21 protein-coding genes are annotated in these 21838 nt (G+C 67.3%); 11 read left to right on the top strand and 10 right to left on the bottom strand.

Features of this window, described 5'->3' with window-relative positions; genetic code table 11:
- Nucleotides 1–112: 112 nt before the first annotated feature.
- The 3 genes from ACIHA7_RS27210 to ACIHA7_RS27200 all read left to right on the top strand — a co-directional run bounded on the left by ACIHA7_RS27210 (nt 113) and on the right by ACIHA7_RS27200 (nt 4009).
- A complete protein-coding gene (locus tag ACIHA7_RS27210) occupies nt 113–814 on the top strand; it encodes a GntR family transcriptional regulator (protein ID WP_397293751.1) in 702 nt (233 codons plus the stop codon).
- 92 nt (nt 815–906) lie between these two features.
- Nucleotides 907–2631, top strand: a complete 1725-nt coding sequence (gene atzF / locus ACIHA7_RS27205) for an allophanate hydrolase (RefSeq protein ID WP_397293750.1) — start codon at nt 907–909, stop codon at nt 2629–2631.
- A 145-nt stretch (nt 2632–2776) separates the two neighbouring features.
- Nucleotides 2777–4009, top strand: a complete 1233-nt coding sequence (locus tag ACIHA7_RS27200; RefSeq protein WP_397293749.1) for an FAD-dependent monooxygenase — start codon at nt 2777–2779, stop codon at nt 4007–4009.
- A 42-nt stretch (nt 4010–4051) separates the two neighbouring features.
- Here ACIHA7_RS27200 and ACIHA7_RS27195 read toward each other — a convergent pair whose 3' ends face one another.
- Nucleotides 4052–4642 carry a TetR/AcrR family transcriptional regulator gene (locus ACIHA7_RS27195; RefSeq protein WP_397293748.1) on the bottom strand — a complete coding sequence of 197 codons (591 nt, stop codon included), beginning with the start codon at nt 4640–4642 and terminating at the stop codon, nt 4052–4054.
- On the bottom strand, nt 4639–5865 hold the full coding sequence (locus ACIHA7_RS27190) for a cytochrome P450 (protein ID WP_397293747.1): 1227 nt from the start codon (nt 5863–5865) through the stop codon (nt 4639–4641). Before ACIHA7_RS27190 ends, ACIHA7_RS27195 begins: the two co-directional genes overlap by 4 nt.
- A gap of 720 nt (nt 5866–6585) precedes the next feature.
- Here ACIHA7_RS27190 and ACIHA7_RS27185 point away from each other — a divergent pair.
- Nucleotides 6586–7026, top strand: a complete 441-nt coding sequence (locus ACIHA7_RS27185; protein ID WP_397293746.1) for a hypothetical protein — start codon at nt 6586–6588, stop codon at nt 7024–7026.
- Nucleotides 7027–7125: 99 nt separating this feature from the next.
- Here the strand turns inward: ACIHA7_RS27185 and ACIHA7_RS27180 are convergent, their stop codons facing one another.
- The gene (locus ACIHA7_RS27180; protein ID WP_397293745.1) at nt 7126–8613 is read right to left on the bottom strand and encodes a catalase; all 1488 of its coding nucleotides are present in this window, start codon (nt 8611–8613) and stop codon (nt 7126–7128) included.
- 71 nt (nt 8614–8684) lie between these two features.
- Nucleotides 8685–9110, bottom strand: a complete 426-nt coding sequence (locus tag ACIHA7_RS27175; RefSeq protein WP_397293744.1) for a Fur family transcriptional regulator — start codon at nt 9108–9110, stop codon at nt 8685–8687.
- Nucleotides 9111–9445: 335 nt separating this feature from the next.
- Between ACIHA7_RS27175 and ACIHA7_RS27170 the strand changes: the two genes are divergently transcribed.
- Nucleotides 9446–10798, top strand: a complete 1353-nt coding sequence (locus ACIHA7_RS27170; RefSeq protein ID WP_397293743.1) for a serine hydrolase domain-containing protein — start codon at nt 9446–9448, stop codon at nt 10796–10798.
- Nucleotides 10799–10862: 64 nt separating this feature from the next.
- Complete coding sequence (locus ACIHA7_RS27165; protein ID WP_397293742.1) at nt 10863–12203, top strand: serine hydrolase domain-containing protein; 1341 nt, start codon at nt 10863–10865, stop codon at nt 12201–12203.
- A 1-nt stretch (nt 12204) separates the two neighbouring features.
- Here the strand turns inward: ACIHA7_RS27165 and ACIHA7_RS27160 are convergent, their stop codons facing one another.
- Complete coding sequence (locus ACIHA7_RS27160; RefSeq protein WP_397293741.1) at nt 12205–12717, bottom strand: PaaI family thioesterase; 513 nt, start codon at nt 12715–12717, stop codon at nt 12205–12207.
- Between the two features lie 76 nt (nt 12718–12793).
- Between ACIHA7_RS27160 and ACIHA7_RS27155 the strand changes: the two genes are divergently transcribed.
- The 3 genes from ACIHA7_RS27155 to ACIHA7_RS27145 all read left to right on the top strand — a co-directional run bounded on the left by ACIHA7_RS27155 (nt 12794) and on the right by ACIHA7_RS27145 (nt 16656).
- Nucleotides 12794–13423: a TetR/AcrR family transcriptional regulator gene (locus tag ACIHA7_RS27155; RefSeq protein WP_397293740.1), complete on the top strand. Its 630-nt coding sequence runs from the start codon at nt 12794–12796 to the stop codon at nt 13421–13423.
- Between the two features lie 66 nt (nt 13424–13489).
- Nucleotides 13490–14092, top strand: a complete 603-nt coding sequence (locus ACIHA7_RS27150) for a TetR/AcrR family transcriptional regulator (protein ID WP_397293739.1) — start codon at nt 13490–13492, stop codon at nt 14090–14092.
- Between the two features lie 125 nt (nt 14093–14217).
- Entirely contained in the window at nt 14218–16656 is a 2439-nt protein-coding gene (locus tag ACIHA7_RS27145; RefSeq protein WP_397293738.1) for a glycoside hydrolase family 3 protein, read from the top strand.
- Between the two features lie 51 nt (nt 16657–16707).
- Here ACIHA7_RS27145 and ACIHA7_RS27140 read toward each other — a convergent pair whose 3' ends face one another.
- The 3 genes from ACIHA7_RS27140 to ACIHA7_RS27130 form a co-directional block, all read right to left on the bottom strand.
- Complete coding sequence (locus ACIHA7_RS27140; RefSeq protein WP_397293737.1) at nt 16708–17742, bottom strand: aspartate-semialdehyde dehydrogenase; 1035 nt, start codon at nt 17740–17742, stop codon at nt 16708–16710.
- Nucleotides 17743–17745: 3 nt separating this feature from the next.
- The gene (locus ACIHA7_RS27135) at nt 17746–19011 is read right to left on the bottom strand and encodes an aspartate kinase (RefSeq protein ID WP_107653739.1); all 1266 of its coding nucleotides are present in this window, start codon (nt 19009–19011) and stop codon (nt 17746–17748) included.
- Between the two features lie 122 nt (nt 19012–19133).
- On the bottom strand, nt 19134–19556 hold the full coding sequence (locus ACIHA7_RS27130; RefSeq protein WP_397293736.1) for an SgcJ/EcaC family oxidoreductase: 423 nt from the start codon (nt 19554–19556) through the stop codon (nt 19134–19136).
- 96 nt (nt 19557–19652) lie between these two features.
- Between ACIHA7_RS27130 and ACIHA7_RS27125 the strand changes: the two genes are divergently transcribed.
- Both ACIHA7_RS27125 and ACIHA7_RS27120 read left to right on the top strand, forming a co-directional pair.
- On the top strand, nt 19653–20135 hold the full coding sequence (locus ACIHA7_RS27125) for a MarR family winged helix-turn-helix transcriptional regulator (protein WP_397293735.1): 483 nt from the start codon (nt 19653–19655) through the stop codon (nt 20133–20135).
- 18 nt (nt 20136–20153) lie between these two features.
- On the top strand, nt 20154–20570 hold the full coding sequence (locus ACIHA7_RS27120; protein WP_397293734.1) for a secondary thiamine-phosphate synthase enzyme YjbQ: 417 nt from the start codon (nt 20154–20156) through the stop codon (nt 20568–20570).
- Nucleotides 20571–20633: 63 nt separating this feature from the next.
- Here the strand turns inward: ACIHA7_RS27120 and ACIHA7_RS27115 are convergent, their stop codons facing one another.
- Both ACIHA7_RS27115 and ACIHA7_RS27110 read right to left on the bottom strand, forming a co-directional pair.
- The gene (locus ACIHA7_RS27115) at nt 20634–21209 is read right to left on the bottom strand and encodes a dihydrofolate reductase family protein (protein ID WP_397293733.1); all 576 of its coding nucleotides are present in this window, start codon (nt 21207–21209) and stop codon (nt 20634–20636) included.
- 26 nt (nt 21210–21235) lie between these two features.
- Nucleotides 21236–21799, bottom strand: coding sequence for a dihydrofolate reductase family protein (locus ACIHA7_RS27110; protein WP_397293732.1), 564 nt, complete (start codon nt 21797–21799; stop codon nt 21236–21238).
- Between the last annotated feature and the right edge of the window lie 39 nt (nt 21800–21838).

The raw sequence follows: 21838 nt of genomic DNA, 5'->3' as shown, positions 1-21838 counted from the left end.
CAGGTGAACACGACGCCGCGACGAGACTATTCAGCGCGCGGTGAGCAGGCCCTTACGCCCCGCTAACCTGTCGTCACGTCACCGAAACGCGAGGTCCATAGCGTATACACCCATGTCGACACGGTTGGCCACACTGGAAGACGCCGCGGGCCGCCCACTGCGCGAGGTGGTGTACACGGCGCTGCGCCGGGAGTTGATGAACGGCGACATCAAGTTCGGCGAACGACTCACCGAACCGAAGCTGTCGGCGCGCTTCGGGATCTCCCGCACGCCGATCCGGGAAGCGTTGACGGTGCTGTGCTCCGACGGACTGCTACAACGCGAAGACTACGGTTTCAGCCCGGTACGCCCGAGCGTACCGCTGATCCGCGACCTCTACGAACTGCGAATCACCCTGGAGCTAGGCGGGATTCAACGCGCGATGACCAATCCGGCGGTGGCCCACGACCGCGCACTGCTGGAGGTGGAGCGCGCCGACTGGCTAGCCTTGCGCGCCGACCCGCCCGCGCAGGAACCGGGTTTCGTGGTGCGCGACGAGGAATTCCACGTCACCTTGCTCACCGCGGCGGGCAACGCCGAAATGGTGCGGGCGCTGCGCGCGGTGAACTCGCGGATCAGGCACGTCCGCATGTACGACTTCATGGTCAACAACCGCATCGAGACCACCATCGCCGAACACCTCGGCATCCTGGAAGCCGTACTGGCCGAGGATCTTTCCCTCGCCTACCGGCTGCTGCACGCTCATATCGGCGAATCCCTCGATGTCGTGCTCGAGCGGGTCACCCGCGCCATCGCCGCGATGGCCGCCGAATAACGCCCACCGGAAGATGCCGTAATTCGCAGCTACCGGTCGGGCAAGTGCCAAGGTAGAACTGCGAACCGTTCAGCAGTGATCGGAGTAGACCAATGTCTGCCGACAGCCTAGGTATCAGCGCAACACCCACCGAGCGGGTGCGGACCGCGTATCGGCGGATCGCCGAGGTGGATCGGCCCGAAGTGTGGATCACCTTGCGGCCGGAACACGAGGTCGCCGCCGACGCGGCGGCGGTGGAGCAGCGACTCGCCGCGGGTGCGTCGCTCGCGCTGGCCGGGATGCTGCTGGCGGTCAAGGACAATATCGACGTCGCCGGGTTGCCGACCACCGCGGCGTGCCCGGAGTTCGCCTACACCGCCGCCGTCACCGCTTCCGCGATCGAACGGTTGACCGCGGCGGGTGCGATCGTGCTCGGCAAGACCAACCTCGACCAGTTCGCCACCGGTTTGGTCGGCACCCGCAGTCCGTACGGCGCCGTGCGCAACGCACACGATCCCACGCTGATATCCGGCGGTTCCAGCTCCGGCTCGGCGGCGGCGGTGGCGCTCGGCATCGCCGATATCGGAATCGGCACCGACACAGCGGGTTCGGGGCGGATTCCCGCGGCGCTGCACGGAATCATCGGTCTCAAAACCACTTTGGGCATCATCCCGAACCATGGTGTCGTGCCCGCCTGTGCGGACTACGACGCGGTCACCGTATTCACCACCGACCTCGCCGACGCGGTGACGGCCGCCGCGATCATGTCCGGACCGGAACCGCGTGATCCGCGCAGCCGCGCCTGGCCCCCCGATGTCCGGTTGGCGGCACCGCAGGCCTCGCGCATAGCGATCCCCCGTGCCGCGGACCTCGCCGCGTTGAGCGCGCCCTACCGGGATGCTTTCGCACGAACCACCGCTGCCGTTGCGGCAGCAGGCGCGAAGCTCGACGAGATCGACATCTCCGGTCTGCTCGACGCCGCACTGCTGCTCTACGACGGCGCGATCGTCGCCGAGCGGCATGCCTCGGTCGGCGCTTTCCTGGCTACGGCGCCCGCAGGCGCCGACCCCACGGTGGCCGCCATCATCGAAGCAGCCGGTAAGACAACGGGTCCCGAGTTCGCCGCCGATCTCGACGCCCTGGCCCGAGCCCGGGCGGCAGCGGCCGTACTACTCGACGACTTCGACGCGCTCTTGCTGCCGACGACCACCGAGCATCCGAGTATTGCTGCGGTACAGGCGGATCCGATAGGCATCAACAGGCGATTGGGTACCTACACCAACTTCGGCAACCTGCTCGACCTGGCGGCGATCGCGATCCCCGGCCAGCCCACCACCGATGGTGCGCCTTTCGGCGTCATGCTGGCGACGCCCGCCTTCGCCGATCAGGTCGGCGTCGATCTCGCCGCTCGCCTGCTCGGCGCCGAGTCCACACCGCTGCTGGTCGAGCGCGGTGTCGAGCTGGCCGTTTTCGGCGCGCACCTGCGTGGCCAGCCCTTGCACTGGCAGCTCGAACAAATCGGTGCCCGCTTCGCAGGCGAAATCCACACCACCGACGCATACCGCCTGACCGCCCTGGCCACCACGCCGCCGAAACCTGGTCTGGTGCGATACGGCGACGGCCTCGGCGCCCCCATCGCCGGTGAGTTGTTCCGCGTCGCGGAGGCGGGACTCGGCAGTTTCCTCGCCGATCTTCCGGCCCCTATGGCGCTTGCCAGCGTCGAATTGTCCGACGGCCGTTCGGTTACCGGATTCACCTGCACTTACGAGGCCGCAATCAACGCCACTGACATCACCTCCTTCGGCGGCTGGAAGGCGTACCTCGAACACCGCCCGTAGGTAGCACACCCGCATCGGCCAGCAGCCCCCTCGCTGCGGACGGACCTTGCCTGCACATTGGTCTTAAACATTTGTACTAGACATTTGTGCAAGAACCGGGTAGACATATGTCCAAGACATTCGGAGCCGAGCAAGGGAACAGATCATGAGCGCCACCACCACCCAGCCCCGCGTCCTCATCGCCGGCGGCGGCATCGGCGGCAATGCCGTTGCGCTGCAACTGCTTCGGGCGGGTATCCGGCCGACCGTGGTGGAGCGCGCCGCGGCGCCGCGACCGGGTGGGCAAGCCGTCGATCTACGCGGCCCCAGCCGTGCGGTCGCGGAGCGGATGGGGCTGATGCCCGGCATCCGCAAGTACCAGCTCGACGAGCGCGGCTTGAAGTTCGTGGATGCCGCGGGCCGCGACCTGGTACGCATGCCCACCGAACTGTTCGAAGGCAAGGGCGGGGTCGCCGAAATCGAGATCACCCGAGGCGATCTCAACCAGGTCCTGCTCGACGCGCTGGCCGAGGCGGGCGGCGTGGACTACCGCTACAGCGAGTGGATCACCGCTATCGCACAGGACGAGGCCGGCGTCGAGGTCACCTTCGCCTCCGGCGCGCGGCAGCGCTTCGACCTCGTCATCGGCGCCGACGGCCTGCATTCCGGCACCCGCCGCCTGGTGTTCGGCCCGGAAGAGCAGTTCTCCACCTATCTCGGCGGTTACATGTCCTTCTTCACGCTGCCCTCCCCCGACGACGTGGAGCACCACTGGTTCACCATGCACTCGCTGGTCGGCGCGACCAGCATCGGACTGCGGCCCGACGCCGACCCGGCGACCGCCAAGGCCCTGATCACCATCCGTTGCGACGCCGATCCGGCACTGCGCCGCGATGTCGCGGCCCAACAGGACCTCATCCGGCAACGGCTGGCGGGCGGCGGCTGGGAGTCGGCCAGGATCGCGGGCGCGCTGGGCGAGGCCACCGACTTCTACTTCGACGAGCTGGCCAGGATCGATATGCCGTCCTGGTCGAAGGGCCGGGTCGTACTGCTGGGCGACGCCGGGTACTGCGGGTCACCCCTCACGGGCAACGGCACCGCGATGGCACTGATCGGGGCGTACGTGCTCGCAGGTGAAATCGCCCGGCACACCGACGATCTCGCGCAAGCACTGATCCGCTACGAGGAAGTGCTGCGCCCGTTCATCGCGAAAGCACAGGAACTCCCGCCGGGCGGGCTGAAGGCCATGACCCCCGAGACCAGCTTCGGCATCCGTGCGGGTCAGACCCTCAGCAAGCTGATGACCACGAAGCTGCTGCGGCCGCTCATGCTGAAGATGCTCGCCAAGGCCGAGTCCTATGAACTGCCCGACTACACCACGCAGACCGTCGGCCGGTAGTTCGAAATCGTCACGACCGCAGTCTTCCCCGAGCTGCGGTCGTTAATCGATCGTCGTTCGCTTGTCGAGCAGGAACGGCAGCGCGAAGTTGCGAAGCATTGCGCGCTCGTCATCTTCGGTCGCACCGGGCAAGGTCAGCAGCGACACCATTACGCGCACGAACCATCGGCCGAGTCGGCGGGCCGCCGGTGCGGGAAGATCCGGCCGGAAGCCGCTGACGAAATCGGCGGCGAGGGTGTCCACCACCTCTGACGAATTCGACAGCTGCGCAACGATTCCCGTGTTGGCGGGCGCGAACCATACGGCCAGATGCGGCGTTTTACGCACCTCGGCGAGCAGCGCGGTGAGACCGTCGAGCAGCCGCTCACCGGGGTCGGTGGCGGCGGAGACGGCCGGGTCGCGCCACACCCGCTCGACCACCTGGCGGGCCTCGCGGCCGGCGAAGGCGACGTAGAGCGCCTGCCGGTTGTCGAAGTAGCGATAGAGCGTCGCCCTGGAACAGCCTGCGGCCTCGGCGACTTCGGCCATGCCGACGCCGCTGACCCCCCGGTCGATGAACAGCGCGCGGACCGCGTCCAGGATGCGCTCGCTCGCCAGCTCGGCGCGACCGTCCGCCAGCCAGTCGCCCGTCATCCGAGACACCGGAACGCAACGGTGGTCGGCCTGCGCACGTAAGGCCCCGGCGCGTATTCGACGGCGTCGATATCCACCGCGAAGTTCGGGAAGCGATCGAGCAGTTCCTCCAACGCCACCCGCGCCTGCATCCGAGCCGCGGCCGCACCGAGGCAGTGGTGCGGTCCGTGCCCGAAGGTGAGGATTCGCTGCGGATTCCGATCGATGTCCAGCGCTGCCGCGTCGGCGCCGAAGGCGCGTTCGTCCCGATTGGCCGAGCCGAACACCAGCAGAACCTTGCGCCCCGCGGGAATCGTCTTGCCGCCCAACTCGACCGTGCGCGTCACCGTGCGCGCCAGACACTGCACCGGTGCCGTCAGCCTCGCGAACTCCTCTACGGCCGTGCGGATCCGGCCCTTGTCCGCGACCAACGCGGCACGCTGCTCGGGATGTTGATGCAGCAGTTGCACCGCACCACCGAGCAGCCCCGTCGTGGTGTCGTTGCCGCCGGCGACCATCGTCCAGGTGTAGGCCAGAATCTGCACCAGGCCACGCACGTCCGCGGCGTCCGCCGCCATGCCCGCCTGCACGAGCAGCGATACCGTGTCCGTGCCGGGGTCGGTGCGACGCCGCCGGACGAGTTCGGCGAAGTACGCCATCATCGCCATGGAAGCGGGCATGGCTTCGGTGCTCGCGCGATCGGTACTGCCCGCGACCACCGCGTCGGTCCACCCGTCGAACCGATCTCGATCCTCGGCGGGCACCCCTAAGTAGTAGGCCACCACCATGCTCGGCAGCGGCTTGAACACCTGCTTGACGATGTCGCCGCCGCCGTCCGCGGCGATCCGGTCGAGGCGTTCGCGAACGAAGGCGCGCACCACCGGTTCGACCTCGGTGACCTGACGCGGCGTGAACCCACGGGCGACGAGCTTGCGAAAGTCGGTGTGCTCCGGCGGATCCTGCATCACCAGCGGCGGGTTGTCGACCAGCCCGATCTGTTCGAGCTCGCCGTACTCCACGGTCAGCCCGTCGCGCGAGGAGAAGGTCTCGCTGTCCCTGGCCGCCGCGTACACGTCCTCGTGCCGGGTGAGCACCCAGTAGTCGTGCTCGGGACGTGTCGGCGGCACCACGTGATGCACCGGATCCTGTTCGCGCAGTGCGGCATACATCCCCCACGGCGACTTCCAGGTGGCGCCGGAGCGAAGCTCGAAGGCGGGAGCGGTCCGATACGCATCGATCACCATGTAGTGACGGTAAGACAGATAGACGATTATGTCTAGAACGAGTTCTAGTTCGGTGGCGCCGGGCCGATCACCCTCCGAAACCAGTCCGGCTGCCCCTCCGAGTCGGGACCGTTGCCGCGCGCCCGCGGTTACCTTCGGCAGTGGCAACGGTGATCGTTGCCGGTCAGCTCCCGGAAGAGCCTGCGAAAACGTGTCCGGTACCCGAGTGGCCCACCAGGCCGGTCACCCCTCGAAGACCGGCCCGGCAAGCACTCTCCCGGAGGCCCGACCTGTCAACCCCTCGAAGACAGGTCGGGCCCCGTTCCCCACCCCCGGCGGTGGATCCAACACCGCCACCCGGCTCCCCCACCCGGCTCCCCATCCGGGTTTCCCACCCCCGGGTGGCGGTGTTGACACAAACAATGCACGGGCGGGCTTAGCACGCACTTAAGAACACCTTGCAGACGGAAAACCGCTGGTGATACGGCCATCTGGGCGGCGAATGTGCCGAGCTTGTAGCACCCGGCCCCGAATGGCGGATGATAAAGGTGAGTGCGACGAAGAGAGTGGGAGCGACGATGGAAACCGCAGTGGTCTGGGTACTGGCCTGCCTGCTTTATTGGTGGGGCCTGCTGTAGTCATGAGGGGCAACCTGGCCGAAACCGGCCAGGTCTACTACATTCGGTAGTAGAGTTGGGGTGCGTCGAGCTCGCATTCATCTCTCGTCCGATGGGAGTCACCATGGCTCGCCCCACCGCCGCCGCGCCGAACCTCGGCACCGACCCCGCCCACACCCGATTACGTTGGGCCACCGCCGTGTTCGCGGTGGCGCTGCTCACCCACGGCGCCGACCACCTCCGACGCGGGATGGACACCATTTCCAGCACCGTAATGGCGCTCGGCACAGTGCAATTCGTCCTAGCGCTCGCCACCATCGTGCTGGTGTGCACCGGTCATCGCCGCGCCCCGCTCGCCGCCGTGGCCATCGGCTTCGTCAGCGCCGCCGGGTTCATCCTGGTACATCTGTTCCCGGACTGGTTCGGCCCGTTCAGCGACAGCTTCATCAATCCGCCCGCCGCCGCCAAGGTCACCGGATTCTCTTGGTTCGCAGCAATTTTCGAGATTATCGCCGACTTGATCCTCGGCTTCGCCGGACTGCGAGCCCGGCGCGCCGTCGCCTGATGGAACGTTGCGCCGAGCCCAGGGGCGACTCCACACATACGAACAGGGCAGGTGCGCCCGCTGGAGATGCGCACCTGCCCTGTTGTGGAACAGCGTCGGTCAGCCCTGCGAGGGCGCCGGTGTCGGCGCACCCTCGAGCCCGGCGCGGACACCTTCCTCGACGCGCTTACCCAGGTCGGGATCCACGTTCGTCCAGTACTCGAACACGCGGCTCAGCACCGGCTCCCGCACACCGCCGAGCACGTGCCCGACGATATTGCTCACCAGCCGGTCGCGCTGATCATCGTTGAGTACCTCGCGGACCAGCGTGCCCGCCTGGGTGAAGTCGCCGTCCTCGGCATGCTGGACGTAGCCGGCCCGCACCATGGTCGGGTCGAACTCCCACAGTCCGCCGTCGGGTGCCAGCGCCGGATCGGCGTGCGGGCCGCCGAAGGAGTTGGGCGCGTACACCGGCACGCTCGCGTCGTTGTAGAAGTACCGCATGGCGCCCTCCTTGGAGTAGGAGTTCACCTCAGCGGCCCTCGGCAGGTTCGGCGGCAGCTGCGCGTAGTTGGTGCCGATCCGGTAGCGGTGCGCGTCGGCGTAGGCGAAGACGCGTCCGAGCAGCATCTTGTCCGGCGAGAAGCCGATGCCGGGCACCACATTCGAGGGTTCGAAGGCGGCCTGCTCGATGTCGACGAAGTAGTTGGCGGGGTTACGGTTCAGCGTCCACTTGCCGACCTCGATCAGCGGGTAGTCCTTGTGCGACCACACCTTGGTCAGGTCGAACGGGTTGAACCGGTAGCCCTCGGCCTCGGCCACCGGCATCACCTGCACGTGCACCGTCCAGCTCGGGAACTCGCCGCGCTCGATCGCGTCCCACAGATCCTTGCGGTGGTAGTCGGCGTTCTCGCCGGCGATGCGGTCCGCGTCGGCCTGGGTGAGGTAGTCGATGCCCTGATCGGTCTTGAAGTGGTACTTCACCCAGAAGCGCTCGCCCGCCGCGTTGATCCACTGGTAGGTGTGCGAACCGTAACCGTTCATGTGCCGGTAGGTCTTCGGGATGCCGCGATCACCCATCAGCCAGGTCACCTGGTGCGCCGTCTCCGGGCGCAGGGTCCAGAAGTCCCACTGCATGTTGTGGTCGCGAAGTCCGTTGCCGGGCAGGCGCTTCTGCGATCGGATGAAGTCGGGGAACTTGATCGGGTCCTTGATGAAGAAGACCGGGGTGTTGTTGCCGACGAGGTCGTAGTTGCCGTCCTCGGTGTAGAACTTCACCGCGAAACCCCGAGGGTCACGCCAGGTGTCGGGGCTGCCCTGCTCACCGGCGACGGTGGAGAACCGGACCAGCGACTCGGTCCGCGCACCCGGCTGGAACAGCTTGGCCTTGGTGTAGCGGCTGACGTCGTTGGTCACCACCAGCTCGCCGTAGGCGCCCGCGCCCTTGGCGTGCACGATCCGCTCCGGCACCCGCTCACGGTTGAACTGCGCGAGCTTCTCGATGAGGTAGTGATCGTGCAGCAGGATCGGGCCCTGAGTGCCCGCGGTGAGCGATTCGTCGTCGCTCTCCACCGGCGTTCCGGTGTTGGTGGTTGTCGGCTTGGTCATCGTCGAAGCCTCCTCGGCTGGTGAACAACGTCCCGGGTGGGCTGACCCGGGCTGGTCAAAAATGGCTGCCGCTACACCGAACGGCAGGTCGGGCACAGTCCCCAGAAGACGACCTCGGCCTCGTCAACCGAGAACCCGTGCGCGTCATCGGGTTCCAAGCAGGGTGCTGCGCCCACGACACAGTCGACGTCGACGACCGTGCCGCAGTCTCGGCACACCAGGTGGTGATGGTTGTCCCCGGTCCTGGCCTCGTACCGCGCGGGCGAACCGGCGGGCTCGATGCGCCGCAGCAGGCCGGCGTGCACGCAGGCGCGCAACACGTCGTAGACGGCCTGGGTGGACACCGAACCCAACGCTTCCCGCACGATGGCGGCCACCCGATCCGCATCGGCATGCGGGGCGGCGGCGACCGCCTCCAGCACCGCGACCCGCGGGGCGGTGACCCGCAGACCGGCCGCGCGCAGCTGCGCCTCGGCGTCGGTGTGGTTGGTGTGCATGACTCCGATACTCCTCCTTTTCTGGAATTAGTCAAGAAAAGGATCCGGTCCGGCATGGCGTAGATCACATTCGACCGCGTGGAATACATCCGGGCGGATGGTCGTTGATGCTCACTGTCGGCGTCCGGACAGCCCCGGGCCTCACCCCTTTGTCGCTACGAGCGACCACCCGCCGAGAGGCGCTTGTGGGACGTCGACTTCGAGTCGTGACGCTGGCGTGGCGTCCGGCGACTCAGCGCCGCCAGGTTTTGCGACCTGGCGGCGTTTGTGATTTCCGGCCCGGCTCGCCGCTCGGTGGCCGGGGTTGCGCCGGTGACCGCGATAGCCTCGTGCGCATGGGGCGATTCGGTGGGTTTCTCGTCGTGCTCGCTGCGTTATCGCTGGTCGCGGGCAATATGTGCACCGGCAAAGCGCAGGCGATACCCCATCGCGCGTCCGATGAGGTGCGCTGCACCCCGCAGTCCGGGCGGGAGTTCGCGCGGGCGAAGCCGGAGCAGGTCGGCCTCGACAGCGAACGCCTCGCGGCGGCGTTGGCCTTCGCCAGCACCCGCAACCGGCTGAATGTGCAGGTATTCCGGCACAACTGCCTGATCGGCGAGGGACCGACGAACGCGCAGACCGGCAACGTGGCCTGGAACATCTGGAGTTCCACCAAGAGCGTCGTCTCGCTGGTCGCCGGGATCGCCTGGGATCAGGGCAAGCTCGATCTCGCCGCACCGATCGGCCGCTACCTGCCCGCCGAGCTCGGCGACACCGAGCACCGCTCGATCACCGTGCAGAACCTGCTCACCGAGTCTTCGGGGCTGAAGATCGGCGCCCTCACCGAGGGCATCACCGGCGTGGTCCCGATCGATCCGAACAGTGCGGTGCAGGCGCTGGGCATGCCGCTGGAGAATCCGCCGGGCACGGAGTTCAGCTACAGCCAGCGCAATGTCGACCTGCTCACCTACGTGCTCGAACTGGCCGTCGGCGAACCGCTGCAACAATTCGCGCAGCGCGAGCTGTTCGACCCACTCGGCATCCAGCGCGACGACTACTACTGGGCGCGCGATCGAGCCGGGCACACCTACGGCTACGCCCATCTGATGATCCCGCCGAACGACTTCGCCAAACTCGGGCTGCTGGTCAGCAACGACGGACGCTGGGGCACCGAGCAAGTCATCTCGGAGCGGTATCTGCGGCAAGCGCTGACGCCCTCGCCCCCCAACGACTGCTACGGATATCTGTTCTGGGTCGGACCCGAGTGCGCGGCAACCCTTTACCACGTGCCGCCCGATCTGTTCATGATGGACGGTCTCGGCATGCAGAACGTCTTCGGCATTCCCAGCCTGGACCTCACGGTGGTCTGGACCGGATTCTTCGGCAATCGCAGCAGCAAGGGCCTGACCGGCACCTTGCAGAACCAGGCCGAGCTACCGTATGAATTCTTCCGCAAACTGTTCGCCGCATTCCAGCAGCGACCGCTGCCCGATCCGGGTCCGTTCGTCGAACCTCCGGTGCAATTGGATCCGAGACAGTTCGTCGATCCGAACATCCTGCTCGCCGTATTCGGTATCGGACCGGATACCTATCCCGGCTGCAACGTCTTCTCCTGCCTGGACTACCCGCTGGCCCCGCCCTTTTGGGACACCGCGCCGGGCTGCGCGATCCTGGTGTGCCTCGGCCCGGGCGCCCCGGGCATCGACTGACCCCGGCGCACCACAACACGCCATTCACCTGTCCACCGCCACCTCGCGCGATAGCCTCGTGCACATGGGGCGATTCAGTGGGTTCCTGGTCGGGTTCGCTGCGTTATCGCTGGTGGCGGGCAACGTCTTCACCGGGAGTGCGCAGGCCGCCGCCGACCCGGTGTCCTGCGAAGTGCGCTCCGATCGCGAATTCGCCCGCGCGCGGCCCGAGCAGGTCGGCATCGACAGCGCGGGGCTCGCGGACGCATTGGCTTTCGCCGCCACCCGAAACCGGATCAATGTGCAGGTATTCCGACACAACTGCCTGATCGGCGAGGGGCCGACGAACGCGCAGACCGGCGATGTCGCGTGGAATATCTGGAGTGCCACCAAGAGTGTGGTCTCGTTGCTCGCCGGGATGGCTTGGGATCAAGGCAAACTCGATATCGCCGCACCGATCGATCGGTATCTGCCGCCCGGACTCGGTGACGCCGAGCATCGGTCGATCACCGTGCATAATCTGCTCACCGAAACCTCGGGAATGAAGGTCGGCGTTCTAACCGAGGGCGCGACCGCGGTCGTGCCGATCGATCCGAACAGCGCGGTGCAGGCACTCGGTGTGCCGTTGGACAATCCGCCGGGCACGGTATTCAGCTATAGCCAGCGCAATGTCGACCTGCTCAGCTATGTCCTCGAATTGGCGATCGGGGAACCGCTGCAGCAATTCGCGCAACGGGAACTGTTCGATCCGCTCGGCATCGAACGCGGCGACTACTACTGGGCGCGCGATCGGGCCGGGCACACTTACGGCTACGCCCATCTGCTGATTCCGCCGAACGACTTCGCCAAACTGGGTCTGCTGGTCAGCAACGAAGGGCGATGGGGCGCACAGCAGATCGTGTCGGCCAGTTATCTGCGGCAGGCACGCCAACCCTCGCAGGCCAACCGATGCTACGGCTATCTGTTCTGGCTCGGGCCGGGCTGCGCGGAGTCCGCAACCAACCTGCCGCCCGACACCTACATGATGGCCGGGCTCGGCTTGCAGAATGTCTTCGTCATGCCGAGCCTAGGGCTGACGGTGGTGTGGACCGGGTTCTACGGCAATGTCAGCCGGTACGGACTGACCGGCACCATCCAGAACATCGCGGAGTTGCCGTACGAGTTCTTCCGCAAGCTGTTCGCGGCGTTCCATGCGCAGCCCATCCCCGACCCCGGTCCGTACGTCGAGCCACCGGTGCGGCTGAACCCGAGCCAGTTCGTCGACCTGAACTTCGTGCTCGCTGTCTTCGGCGCCGGACCGTACGCCTATCCGGGCTGTGATGTGTTGTCCTGCTTGAACTATCCCCTCACGCCGCCCTTCGCGGATACCGCGCCGGGGTGCACGATCGTGATCTGCCTAGGACCAGGCGCTCCCGGTATCCGCTGAATCACACGCCGAGGAACGGCAATTCGCCGTCTTCGGCCCCGTGCGCGCGGAAATGGTCGGGTGAGACGACGATGAACAGCGCGTCGGCCTCGGCGATGAGTTCGCCGTCGAGTTCGAGCCGCGCGTAGATGTGCAGTTTGCGCGTGCCCTCGCGGTGATCCAGGTGCGCGGACACCGTCATCGGGCGGTACAGCGGAGCGGGTTTGACGTAGTTCACCGTGATCTTCGCGGTCACAGCCGGAATCCCGGTGCCGGTCGGGACGCTGCCGCAGGCCTCGTCCAGCACTGCGGCGACCACCCCGCCGTGGGCCAGGCCCGGTGCGCCCTGGTGCTTTCGGTCGAAGGTGCAGCTGCCGGTGAGGCGGCCGTCCACCAGCGTGGACGCCATCGCGACGCCGGCCGGATTGCGCGGACCGCAGCCGAAGCAGTGGTCACCGTGCGGGGACAGCGCACCGCCCGCGGCGCGTGGCGCGTCCCGCAGGCCGCGATCGGACGCTTCGGCAAGTCCGGTCATCCGCACTCCTCGATCAGGAATCAACTGTCTCCTGATTGAAGCTAGGTTTAGGAAACATCCGTGTCAAGATGACGGGGTGGCGAAGCAAGCACGGACCTACGGCGGAGTCACCGCCGATCAGCGCCGCGCCACCCGGCGCGAGCAGCTGCTGGAGGCGGCGTTCGAGGTGCTGGCGCTGGACGGTCCCGGCGGGCTGACCATCCGGGCCGTGGCGAAGCAGGCGGGACTGTCCACCAGGTTCGTCTACGAGAGTTTCACCGATCTCGACGACCTCGTGGTCGCGGCGTTCGAGCTGGCCTTCCGCCAGATGGCGGCGTCGGTCGATGCGGCCGTCGCGGCCGCGGCACCGGGCCGTCGCACTCAGGTCACGGCGTTGGTCGAGGCGCTGGTCGATTTCTTCTCGAGCGCGCCCGCCAAGGGAAAACTCTTGTCCACCAAGGCTTATGGGCATCCGGCCGTGGCGGCCCGTCGGCTCGCGCGGTCGGAGAACGTCTCGCGTACCTACGGAGCGCTGCTGCACGGACTACTGCCCGACCGCCCGCCGGACGACCCTGCCATCGATCTCACCGCACGATTTTTGGTCGGTGGTTTCGGCGAGACCAGCACCGCGTGGATCCAGCAGTCGCTGCCCTACCCGCGCGACGAGTTCGTGCACGACAATGTCGAGCTCTTCCTGGCGGCCATCGCCGCCCTCGAACGGCTGTAGGGTCTCGGCGACGATGCGCCCCTCGACCTGAGCTGGTCCGCCAGCGCACGCCACTACGCTCGACCCGTGACGCAGGAACAACGCGGTGGGCGGGCGGGGCAGGCGGATCGGCGCCGGGTGCAGATCCTCGATGCCGCGCGCGAGGTGATCGCGGAGCGGGGGTATCGGGGCGCGTCGCTCGGGGCGGTCGCCGAGCGGGTTGGGCTGACCCAGCCCGGGTTGCTGCACTATTTTCCGAGCAAAGAGCACCTGCTGGTCGCGGTGCTCGAAGAGCGGGATCGGTGGGATACCGCGGCGTTCCTGGCGGGGCCGTCACAGAGCTGGCGGTTGTCGCATCTCGCGCAATTGGTCGAGTACAACGCGATGCGACCGGGTGTGGTGCAGACGTTCGCCGCGTTGGCGGGGGAAAGCGTGACCGGCGGGCATCCGGCTCGGGAGTATTTCATCGAGCGGTACGCGCAGGCCAGGGTGCGGCTGGCCGAGCTACTGCGGGCGGAGTTCGGGGAGCGGCTGGCCGGTGGGCGGACGCCGGAGCAGGTGGCGCCGTTGCTGATCGCGGTGCTGGATGGTTTGCAGACGCAGTGGTTGCTCGACCCGGAGTCGGTCGACATGGGCGCGGCGTTCCGGGACTTCGTCGCGCTGCTCGGACCGAGTGCCGACACCGAATAGTATAACGAGCCGATAACGACACCTACCATTGATTAGGTGAGTACGGCGGAACCCGCGGACGCCCGCCTGGACTCATGCACGCGTAATCCGCTCCGCGACGACATCGGCAGACAAAGGAGTTCCTCATGAGTCCAGGCGACGTAACCCGGGAAGCCGTGGTGACGGCGGCCCTCGGCAAGCTCGACCTGACTGCCAAAGCCCGGCTGCTGCTGGGCCAGGACATGTGGTCGCTGCCCGCGCTGCCCGAGATCGGGTTGCGGTCGCTGGTGATGTCCGACGGTCCGATCGGGGTGCGCGGCGTGCGCTGGACCGCCGACGACCCGTCCATCGCGCTGCCTTCGCCGACCGCACTGGCCGCCACCTGGGATCCGGAACTGGCCAGGCGCGCCGGTCGGCTGCTCGCGCAGGAAGCGCGGCGCAAGGGCGTGCACGTACTGCTCGCGCCGACCGTCAATCTGCATCGGTCACCGCTGGGTGGACGGCATTTCGAGAGTTACTCTGAGGACCCGTACCTGACCGGGCGGATCGGCACCGGCTATGTGAGCGGCGTGCAGGACGGCGGAGTCGGCACCACCGTCAAGCATTTCGTCGCCAATGATGCGGAAACCGAACGCTTCACCGTGAACAATGTGGTCTCCGCACGCGCGCTGCGCGAGCTGTATCTCGCGCCCTTCGAGGCGATCGTCCGCGACGCGGGACCGTGGGGCGTGATGGCCGCCTACAACCAGGTCAACGGCGCCACGATGACCGAGCACGGCGAGCTGCTGAACGGAGTACTGCGCGGGGAATGGGGTTTCGACGGCATCGTCGTCTCCGACTGGATGGCCGCGAGGTCGACGGTCGCGGCAATCACCGCCGGGCTGGATGTCGCGATGCCGGGGCCGCGCGGCGTCTACGGCGACGCACTCGTCGCGGCGGTGCGCAACGGCGACGTCGACGAGTCCGTGGTGGACACCGCGGTGCGGAATGTGCTGCGGCTCGCGGCGCGCGTCGGTCTGCTGGACGGTGCCGAGCCCGCGGTGACCACGCTGCCCGAGCAGATCGACGGAGTCGCGTTGGCCCGCGAGATCTCCGGGCGCGCTTTCGTTCTGGTGCGCAACGAGACGATCGGCGAACGCCCCGCCCTCCCCCTCGACGGGAAACGAACGAAGGTCGCGCTCAGCGGTCTCGCCGCCCGCGATGCCCGCATTCTCGGCGGCGGCTCGGCCACCGTCTTCCCTGAATCCGTGGTGTCGCCGCTCGACGGTCTCACCGCCGCGCTGCCGGACGGCGCGCTGAGCTACGCGATCGGTGCCGCCCCGAGTGACGTCCTCGGTGCCGCGGACCGCGGATTCGACTTGCACGCCCGCGTTTTCGACGCCGACGGGGCGCTGCTCGGTACGAGCTCGCTGCCCAACGGCATGGTCAACTGGCTCGGCGAACTGCCCGAAGGCATCGACTACGACGCACTGCACACCGTCGAGGTACGCGGCACCTTCACGCCGGCGGAGACCGGCGCGCACGCGTTCGGCACCAAGGGGGTCGGTGATTTTCGGCTCGTGGTCGACGGCACCGTGCTCTTCGATGGCGCCGAAACCCTCACCGGCACAGACCCGTTCGAGGCGTTCTTCGGCACGCCGACCGAACGCGGCACGGTCGAACTGACCGCGGGCACGACGGTCGAGGTGACGATGACGCACACGCCGATGAAGTTCGCGGACATGCCGATCCAGGCGATCCTGTGCACCCTCGCGCACGGCGACCCGCGCCGCGATCCGGACGAGCTGATCGACGAGGCCGTCGAAGCGGCGCGCGCCGCCGACGTGGCGGTGGTCGTCGTCGCCACCACCGAACAGGTCGAGTCCGAGGGCTTCGATCGCACGAGCCTGAAACTGCCCGGCCGCCAGGACGAACTGGTCAGCAGGGTGGCCGCCGCCAACCCGAACACCGTCGTGGTCGTGAACGCCGGGTCGCCGGTGGAGCTGCCGTGGCGGGACGAGGTGGCCGCGATCCTGTTGAGCTGGTTCCCCGGCCAGCAGGGCGGCGCGGCCCTCGCCGAGGTACTGCTCGGCGACGCGGAGCCGGGCGGCCGGTTGCCGACCACCTGGCCGGTCACGCTGGCCGACTGCCCGGTCTCGGAGGTGACCCCGACCGACGGCGAACTCGTCTATCGGGAAGACGTTTTCATCGGCTACCGCGCGTGGGAGCGGGCGGGCACCGCGCCTGCCTTCCCGTTCGGGCATGGATTCGGTTACACCACATGGGATTACGAGTCGATCGACCGCACCGGAACAACGGTGACCGTCCACCTGCGCAACACCGGGTCGCGCCGGGGCGCCGAAGTCGTGCAGGTCTACCTTGCCCCCGTTGCGGATTCGGCGCTGCGCCCGGCTCGCTGGCTGGCCGGCTTCGCCCGGGTGGCGGCCGATCCGGGTGAGCTGGTCACCGCTGAGATCCGAATCCCGCAGCGCGCCTTCGAGATCTGGGATGACAACGCTTGGCGTACGGTGCCCGGCTCCTACGAGATCCAGGCGGGTTCTTCCTACACCGACCGCCCATTGACCATCGGGTACGACGCGGAGTAAACGACAACGGCCGTGGATCCACTGGGGAGCCACGGCCGCGTCGACAACGCCTCAGCGATTACTGAGCAGCACTTCGGCGATTTGAATGGTGTTGAGCGCGGCACCTTTTCGCAGGTTGTCACCGGAGATGAAGAGCGCCAGCCCACGCCCGTCCGGAACGCCGGGATCCTGGCGGATACGGCCGACGAGCGAGTCGTCGGCGCCGGCCGCCTGCAGCGGCGTCGGCACGTCGACCAGCTTGACGCCGGGCGCCTTGGCCAGGATCTCCTTGGCCTGCTCGACCGACAGCGGTTCGTCGAACTCGGCGTTCACCGACAGCGAGTGACCGGTGAACACCGGAACGCGCACGCAGGTGCCGCTGACCAGCAGGTCGGGCAACCCGAGAATCTTGCGGCTCTCGTTGCGCAGCTTCTGATCCTCGTCGGTCTCGCCGGAGCCGTCGTCCACCAGCGAACCGGCCAGCGGCAGCACGTTGAACGCGATCGGCGCGACGTACTTGTTCGGCGCGGGGAAGGCGACGGCGCTGCCGTCGTGGGTGAGTCGCTCCGCGTCGTCGATCACCGCACGCGCCTGTGTCGCAAGCTCTTCCACACCGGCCAGGCCGCTACCGGACACCGCCTGGTAGCTGGACACGATGAGGCGGCGCAGCCCGGCGAGGTCGTGCAGCGGCTTCAGCACCGGCATGGCGGCCATGGTGGTGCAGTTCGGGTTGGCGATGATGCCCTTGACCAGGTTGCGGGTCTGCTCCGGGTTGACCTCGCTGACCACCAGCGGGACATCGGGGTCCTTGCGCCAGGCCGAGGAGTTGTCGATCACCGTGACGCCCGCCGCGGCGAAGCGCGGGGCCTGCACCCGGGACATGGTGGCACCGGCCGAGAACAGCGCGATGTCCAGGCCGGCCGGGTCGGCGAGCTCGGTGTCCTCCACGACGATCTCGCCGCCGCGCCACGGCAGCTTCGTGCCCGCCGAGCGCGACGAGGCGAAGAAACGCACCTCGTCGGCCGGGAAGTTGCGCTCCTCCAGCAGTTTCCGCATGACGGCGCCGACCTGTCCGGTCGCGCCGACGACGCCTACTCGAATGCCCATGGCTTAACGCCCCGTTCCCGCATGTACCACGGCGACCTCGTCGCCGCCGAGCTCGAAGGCCCGGTGCAGCACCTTGACGGCCTCGTCCAGTTCGGTGTCCTTGACCAGCACCGAGATCCGGATCTCGGAGGTGGAGATGAGATCGATGTTCACACCCGCCTCGGCCAGCGCCTCACAGAACTTGGCGGTTACGCCGGGGTGGCTCTTCATGCCCGCGCCCACCAGCGACACCTTGCCGATGTGGTCGTCGTAGAGCACCTGCGAGAAGCCGATCTCGTCCTGCTGCTTGGTCAGCATCTCGACGGCGCGCGCGCCGTCGGTCTTGGGCAGGGTGAAGGTGATGTCGGTCTTGCCGGTATCGATCTTGGAGATGTTCTGCAGCACCATGTCGATATTGATCTCGGCGTCGGCGACCGCGCGGAACACCTTGGCGGCGTAGCCGGGCACGTCGGGCAGCCCGACCACAGTCACCTTGGCCTCGCTGCGGTCGTGCGCGACGCCCGTGAGGATTGCTTGCTCCAAGGGGATGTCCTCCATCGATCCGTAAACGTAGGTGCCCGGCTTGTCGGTATAGGACGAACGCACATGCACAGGCACGTTGTACCGGCGCGCGTATTCGACGCAGCGCAGCATCAGCACCTTCGCGCCGCAGGCCGCGAGCTCCAGCATCTCCTCGTAGGAGACCTGCTCGAGCCGCTGCGCGTCCGGCACGATCCGCGGGTCTGCGGTGAACACGCCGTCCACGTCGGTGTAGATCTCGCAGACGTCGGCCTCCAGCGCCGCGGCCAGCGCGACCGCGGTGGTGTCGGAGCCGCCGCGCCCGAGCGTGGTGACGTCCTTGCTGTCCTGGCTGACGCCCTGGAAGCCGGCGACCAGCACGATCTGCCCGTCGTCGAGCGCCTGGCGCAGTCTGCCCGGGGTGACGTCGATGATCTTGGCGTTGCCGTGCGCGCCGGTGGTGATCACCCCGGCCTGCGAGCCGGTGAACGAGCGCGCCTCGGCGCCGAGCGAGTGGATGGCCATGGCGACCAGCGCGTTGGAGATGCGCTCACCCGAGGTGAGCAGCATGTCCATTTCCCGCGCCGGTGGCGCGGGCGCCACCTGCTGGGCCAGGTCGAGCAGTTCGTCGGTGGTGTCGCCCATGGCCGAGCAGACGACCACCACGTCGTGGCCTGCCTTCTTGGTCTCGACGATCCGTTCAGCGACGCGCCGGATGCGCTCGGCGGTAGCCACCGAGGATCCTCCGTACTTCTGAACAACGAGAGCCACGACAGGGTCCTCCAAGATCGACTACCAGCTGCTAACAGCAACCCAGCGTACCGGCCGTGGTCCAGCGGATTCCCCCTGCCTCCTCAGCCGACCGGTGCGCGGGAGCTGCCACGCAGGTCGCACTAGCCGGCGAACTTCGCGAACAGCCAGTGGTACTTGGTGTTCTGGAACGCTGCGATCTGCCAGTCGCCGTCGGTGCGAACGACCACCGTGGTCTGGACTTTGGTGTTGCGGCGGTTGCGGCGGCGCTTGCCCTTCAGCACTGCGCCCTCGGCGTGGATCAATGCCACGTCGGGGGTGAGGAAGCGGAGGCTGGTGATCTCGCCGTCGAGTCGGGTGTTCTTCAGGTACTTCGTGAGGACCGGGATGTGGGACTCGTGGATCTGTTGCCGACCCTTGGCGTGGGTGCCGAACCAGGTGACGTAGTCCGCGTCCTCGGTGAACAGCGCGGCGAAGGCGGCTGCGTCGCCGTCTTGCCACGCCTGGGCTTGGCGTGCGAACAGATCCCGGATGGCGGCTTCGTCGGTGCGCTGGTCAGTGGTCATGGCTACCCCTCGATGAAATCTTACTTGTTCATCAACTGCATAAGTAAATAGTTGATTGAGTAAGATATTGTCCGAGTGAGGCTAAGGTGTCAAGTCATGTCGAAGAAGGGCGAATCCCGGCGGGTGGAGTTGGGTGCCGCGCTGACGCTCGCCGCGCAGCGCAGCGCCACCGACGCGGTGATGATGCACCAAGCCGTTGCGGACCGCTTGGACCTGCACGTGACCGATCTGCGCTGCTTGAACATGCTGCGCCTCGGCGGGCCTGCCACCGCGGGCGAACTGGCGGCCGCCGCCGGGCTGACCACCGGCGCCATCACCCGGATGATCGACCGGCTACTGAAGGCCGGTTACGTGCGCCGCGAACACGATGGGCAGGACCGGCGGCGGGTGATCATCTCCCCGGTGCAGGAGCGGATCGACGAGATCGCGCCGCACTACGAACTGCTGGCAAAGGAATTCGGCACGGTAGCCGCCGACTACACCGAGGATCAGCTGGAGCTGATCCTGGAACTGTTCAACCGGTTGCACGACACATCGCTGCGGGTGACCCGGGCATTGCGCGCCGACGAAACCGGGTGAATGACGCACCATGGGGACATGAAGAGCACGGTAATCACGGTGACCACCGGACGGACCGAGGTCGTGCAGGACATCACCGAGCAGTGCGCGGCCTTCGTGCGCGAGGCCTGCGGTGGCGGAGACGGGCTGCTGAATGTCTTCGTCCCGCACGCGACGGCCGGCCTGGCGGTGATGGAACTGGGCGCGCGCAGCGACGACGACCTGCTCGCCGCGCTGCGGGATCTGCTGCCCGCCGACGATCGCTGGCGGCACGCGCACGGGTCACGCGGGCACGGGCGCTCCCATGTGATGCCCGCGATGATCGCGCCGTACGCGACGATCCCGGTGATCGACGGCGAACTCGCGCTGGGGACTTGGCAGTCCGTCGCCTTCGTCGATCTCAATGTCGACAATCCCGATCGCCAGGTCCGGCTGTCGTTCCTGCGCGAGGGCTGACCGGCCAGGAAAAGAAGACGACGGCCCAGCGGTTGCTACCGCTGGGCCGTCGGTACGGGCGACTCAGGCGCGGGTGAGCCAGGTGACCTGGTTCCCGTTGCTGAACTCCCGGCGTCCGGTCGGGGTGAACAGCGTCGGGTGGAACTCACCGGCGAAAGCGGGAATGCCGGTACCCGCGACGACCGGGTAGCTCTTGATCACCAGCTCGTCGATCTCACTCAGCAGGGCGGCGGCCAGCTTTCCGCCGCCTGCCAGCCAGATATCGAGGCCCTCTTCCTTTTTCAGCTGTCGCACCAGGGCGAGCGGGTCCTGATCGACCAGCTCGACAGCCGGGTCATCGATCCGGCCGAGCGTGGTCGACACCACGTACTGCCGCATATGCCCGTACGGGCTGGTCACCCCGACGGCCAGGCCGGGTTCGTAGGTCCCCCGGCCCATTACCAAGGTGTCGAACTTCTGATTCGGCGCGTCCGCCGCGACGCCGAAATACGAACGCGCGTGCGTAGGCAGGGTTTCCGGGTAATCCTGTCCGAGCCAGCCCGTGAAATCCTCGGGCAGCGGATAGAAATCGATCCCGCCGTCGGGTCCGGCGATGTAACCGTCGAGCGACATACCGACGAAGTAAACGAGTTTTCGCATAGCAGAGCCTCTTTCGTGGGGATAGATCAGGCGCGGGTGAACCAGGTGACCTGTGCGCCGTTGTCGAATTCTTCGCGCCGGGTCGGGGTGAACATGGTCGGGCGGAACTCTCCGGCGAAGGCGGATATGCCGCTGCCCGCGACGACCGGGTAACTCTTGATGATCATCTCGTCGACCTCGCCGAGCAGCGCGGCGGCCAGTGTGCCGCCGCCGCACAGCCAGATGTCGCGGCCCTCTTCCTTCTTCAGCCGCTGTACCAGGCCGACCGGGTCGGACCGCACCAGTTCGACGGCCGGGTCATCGACGCTGCCGAGCGTGCTGGACACCACGTACTGCCGCATGTGTGCGTACGGGTTGCTCACGCCGACGGCGTAGGTGGTGCGGCCCATGAGCACCGTGTCGCAGCGCTTGTTCGGTGTATCCAGGGCCATGCCCACCTGCGGCCGGAACTCCGTCGGGACGAACTCCGGGTACTGCGTGTTCAGCCAAGTAAGCATCTTTTCGTCGTAGGGGTAGAAGTCGAACTCGCCCGCCGGACCTGCGATGTATCCGTCGAGAGATACGGCGACGTAGTAGACAAGCTTTCGCATTCCGGGACCGCCCAACCTGTTGTACTCTGATCGAAGTGG

Source organism: Nocardia sp. NPDC052316, assembly GCF_044547795.1.
In the GTDB taxonomy this organism is placed as follows: domain Bacteria; phylum Actinomycetota; class Actinomycetes; order Mycobacteriales; family Mycobacteriaceae; genus Nocardia.
This window is presented reverse-complemented; position numbering and strand designations above follow the sequence as displayed.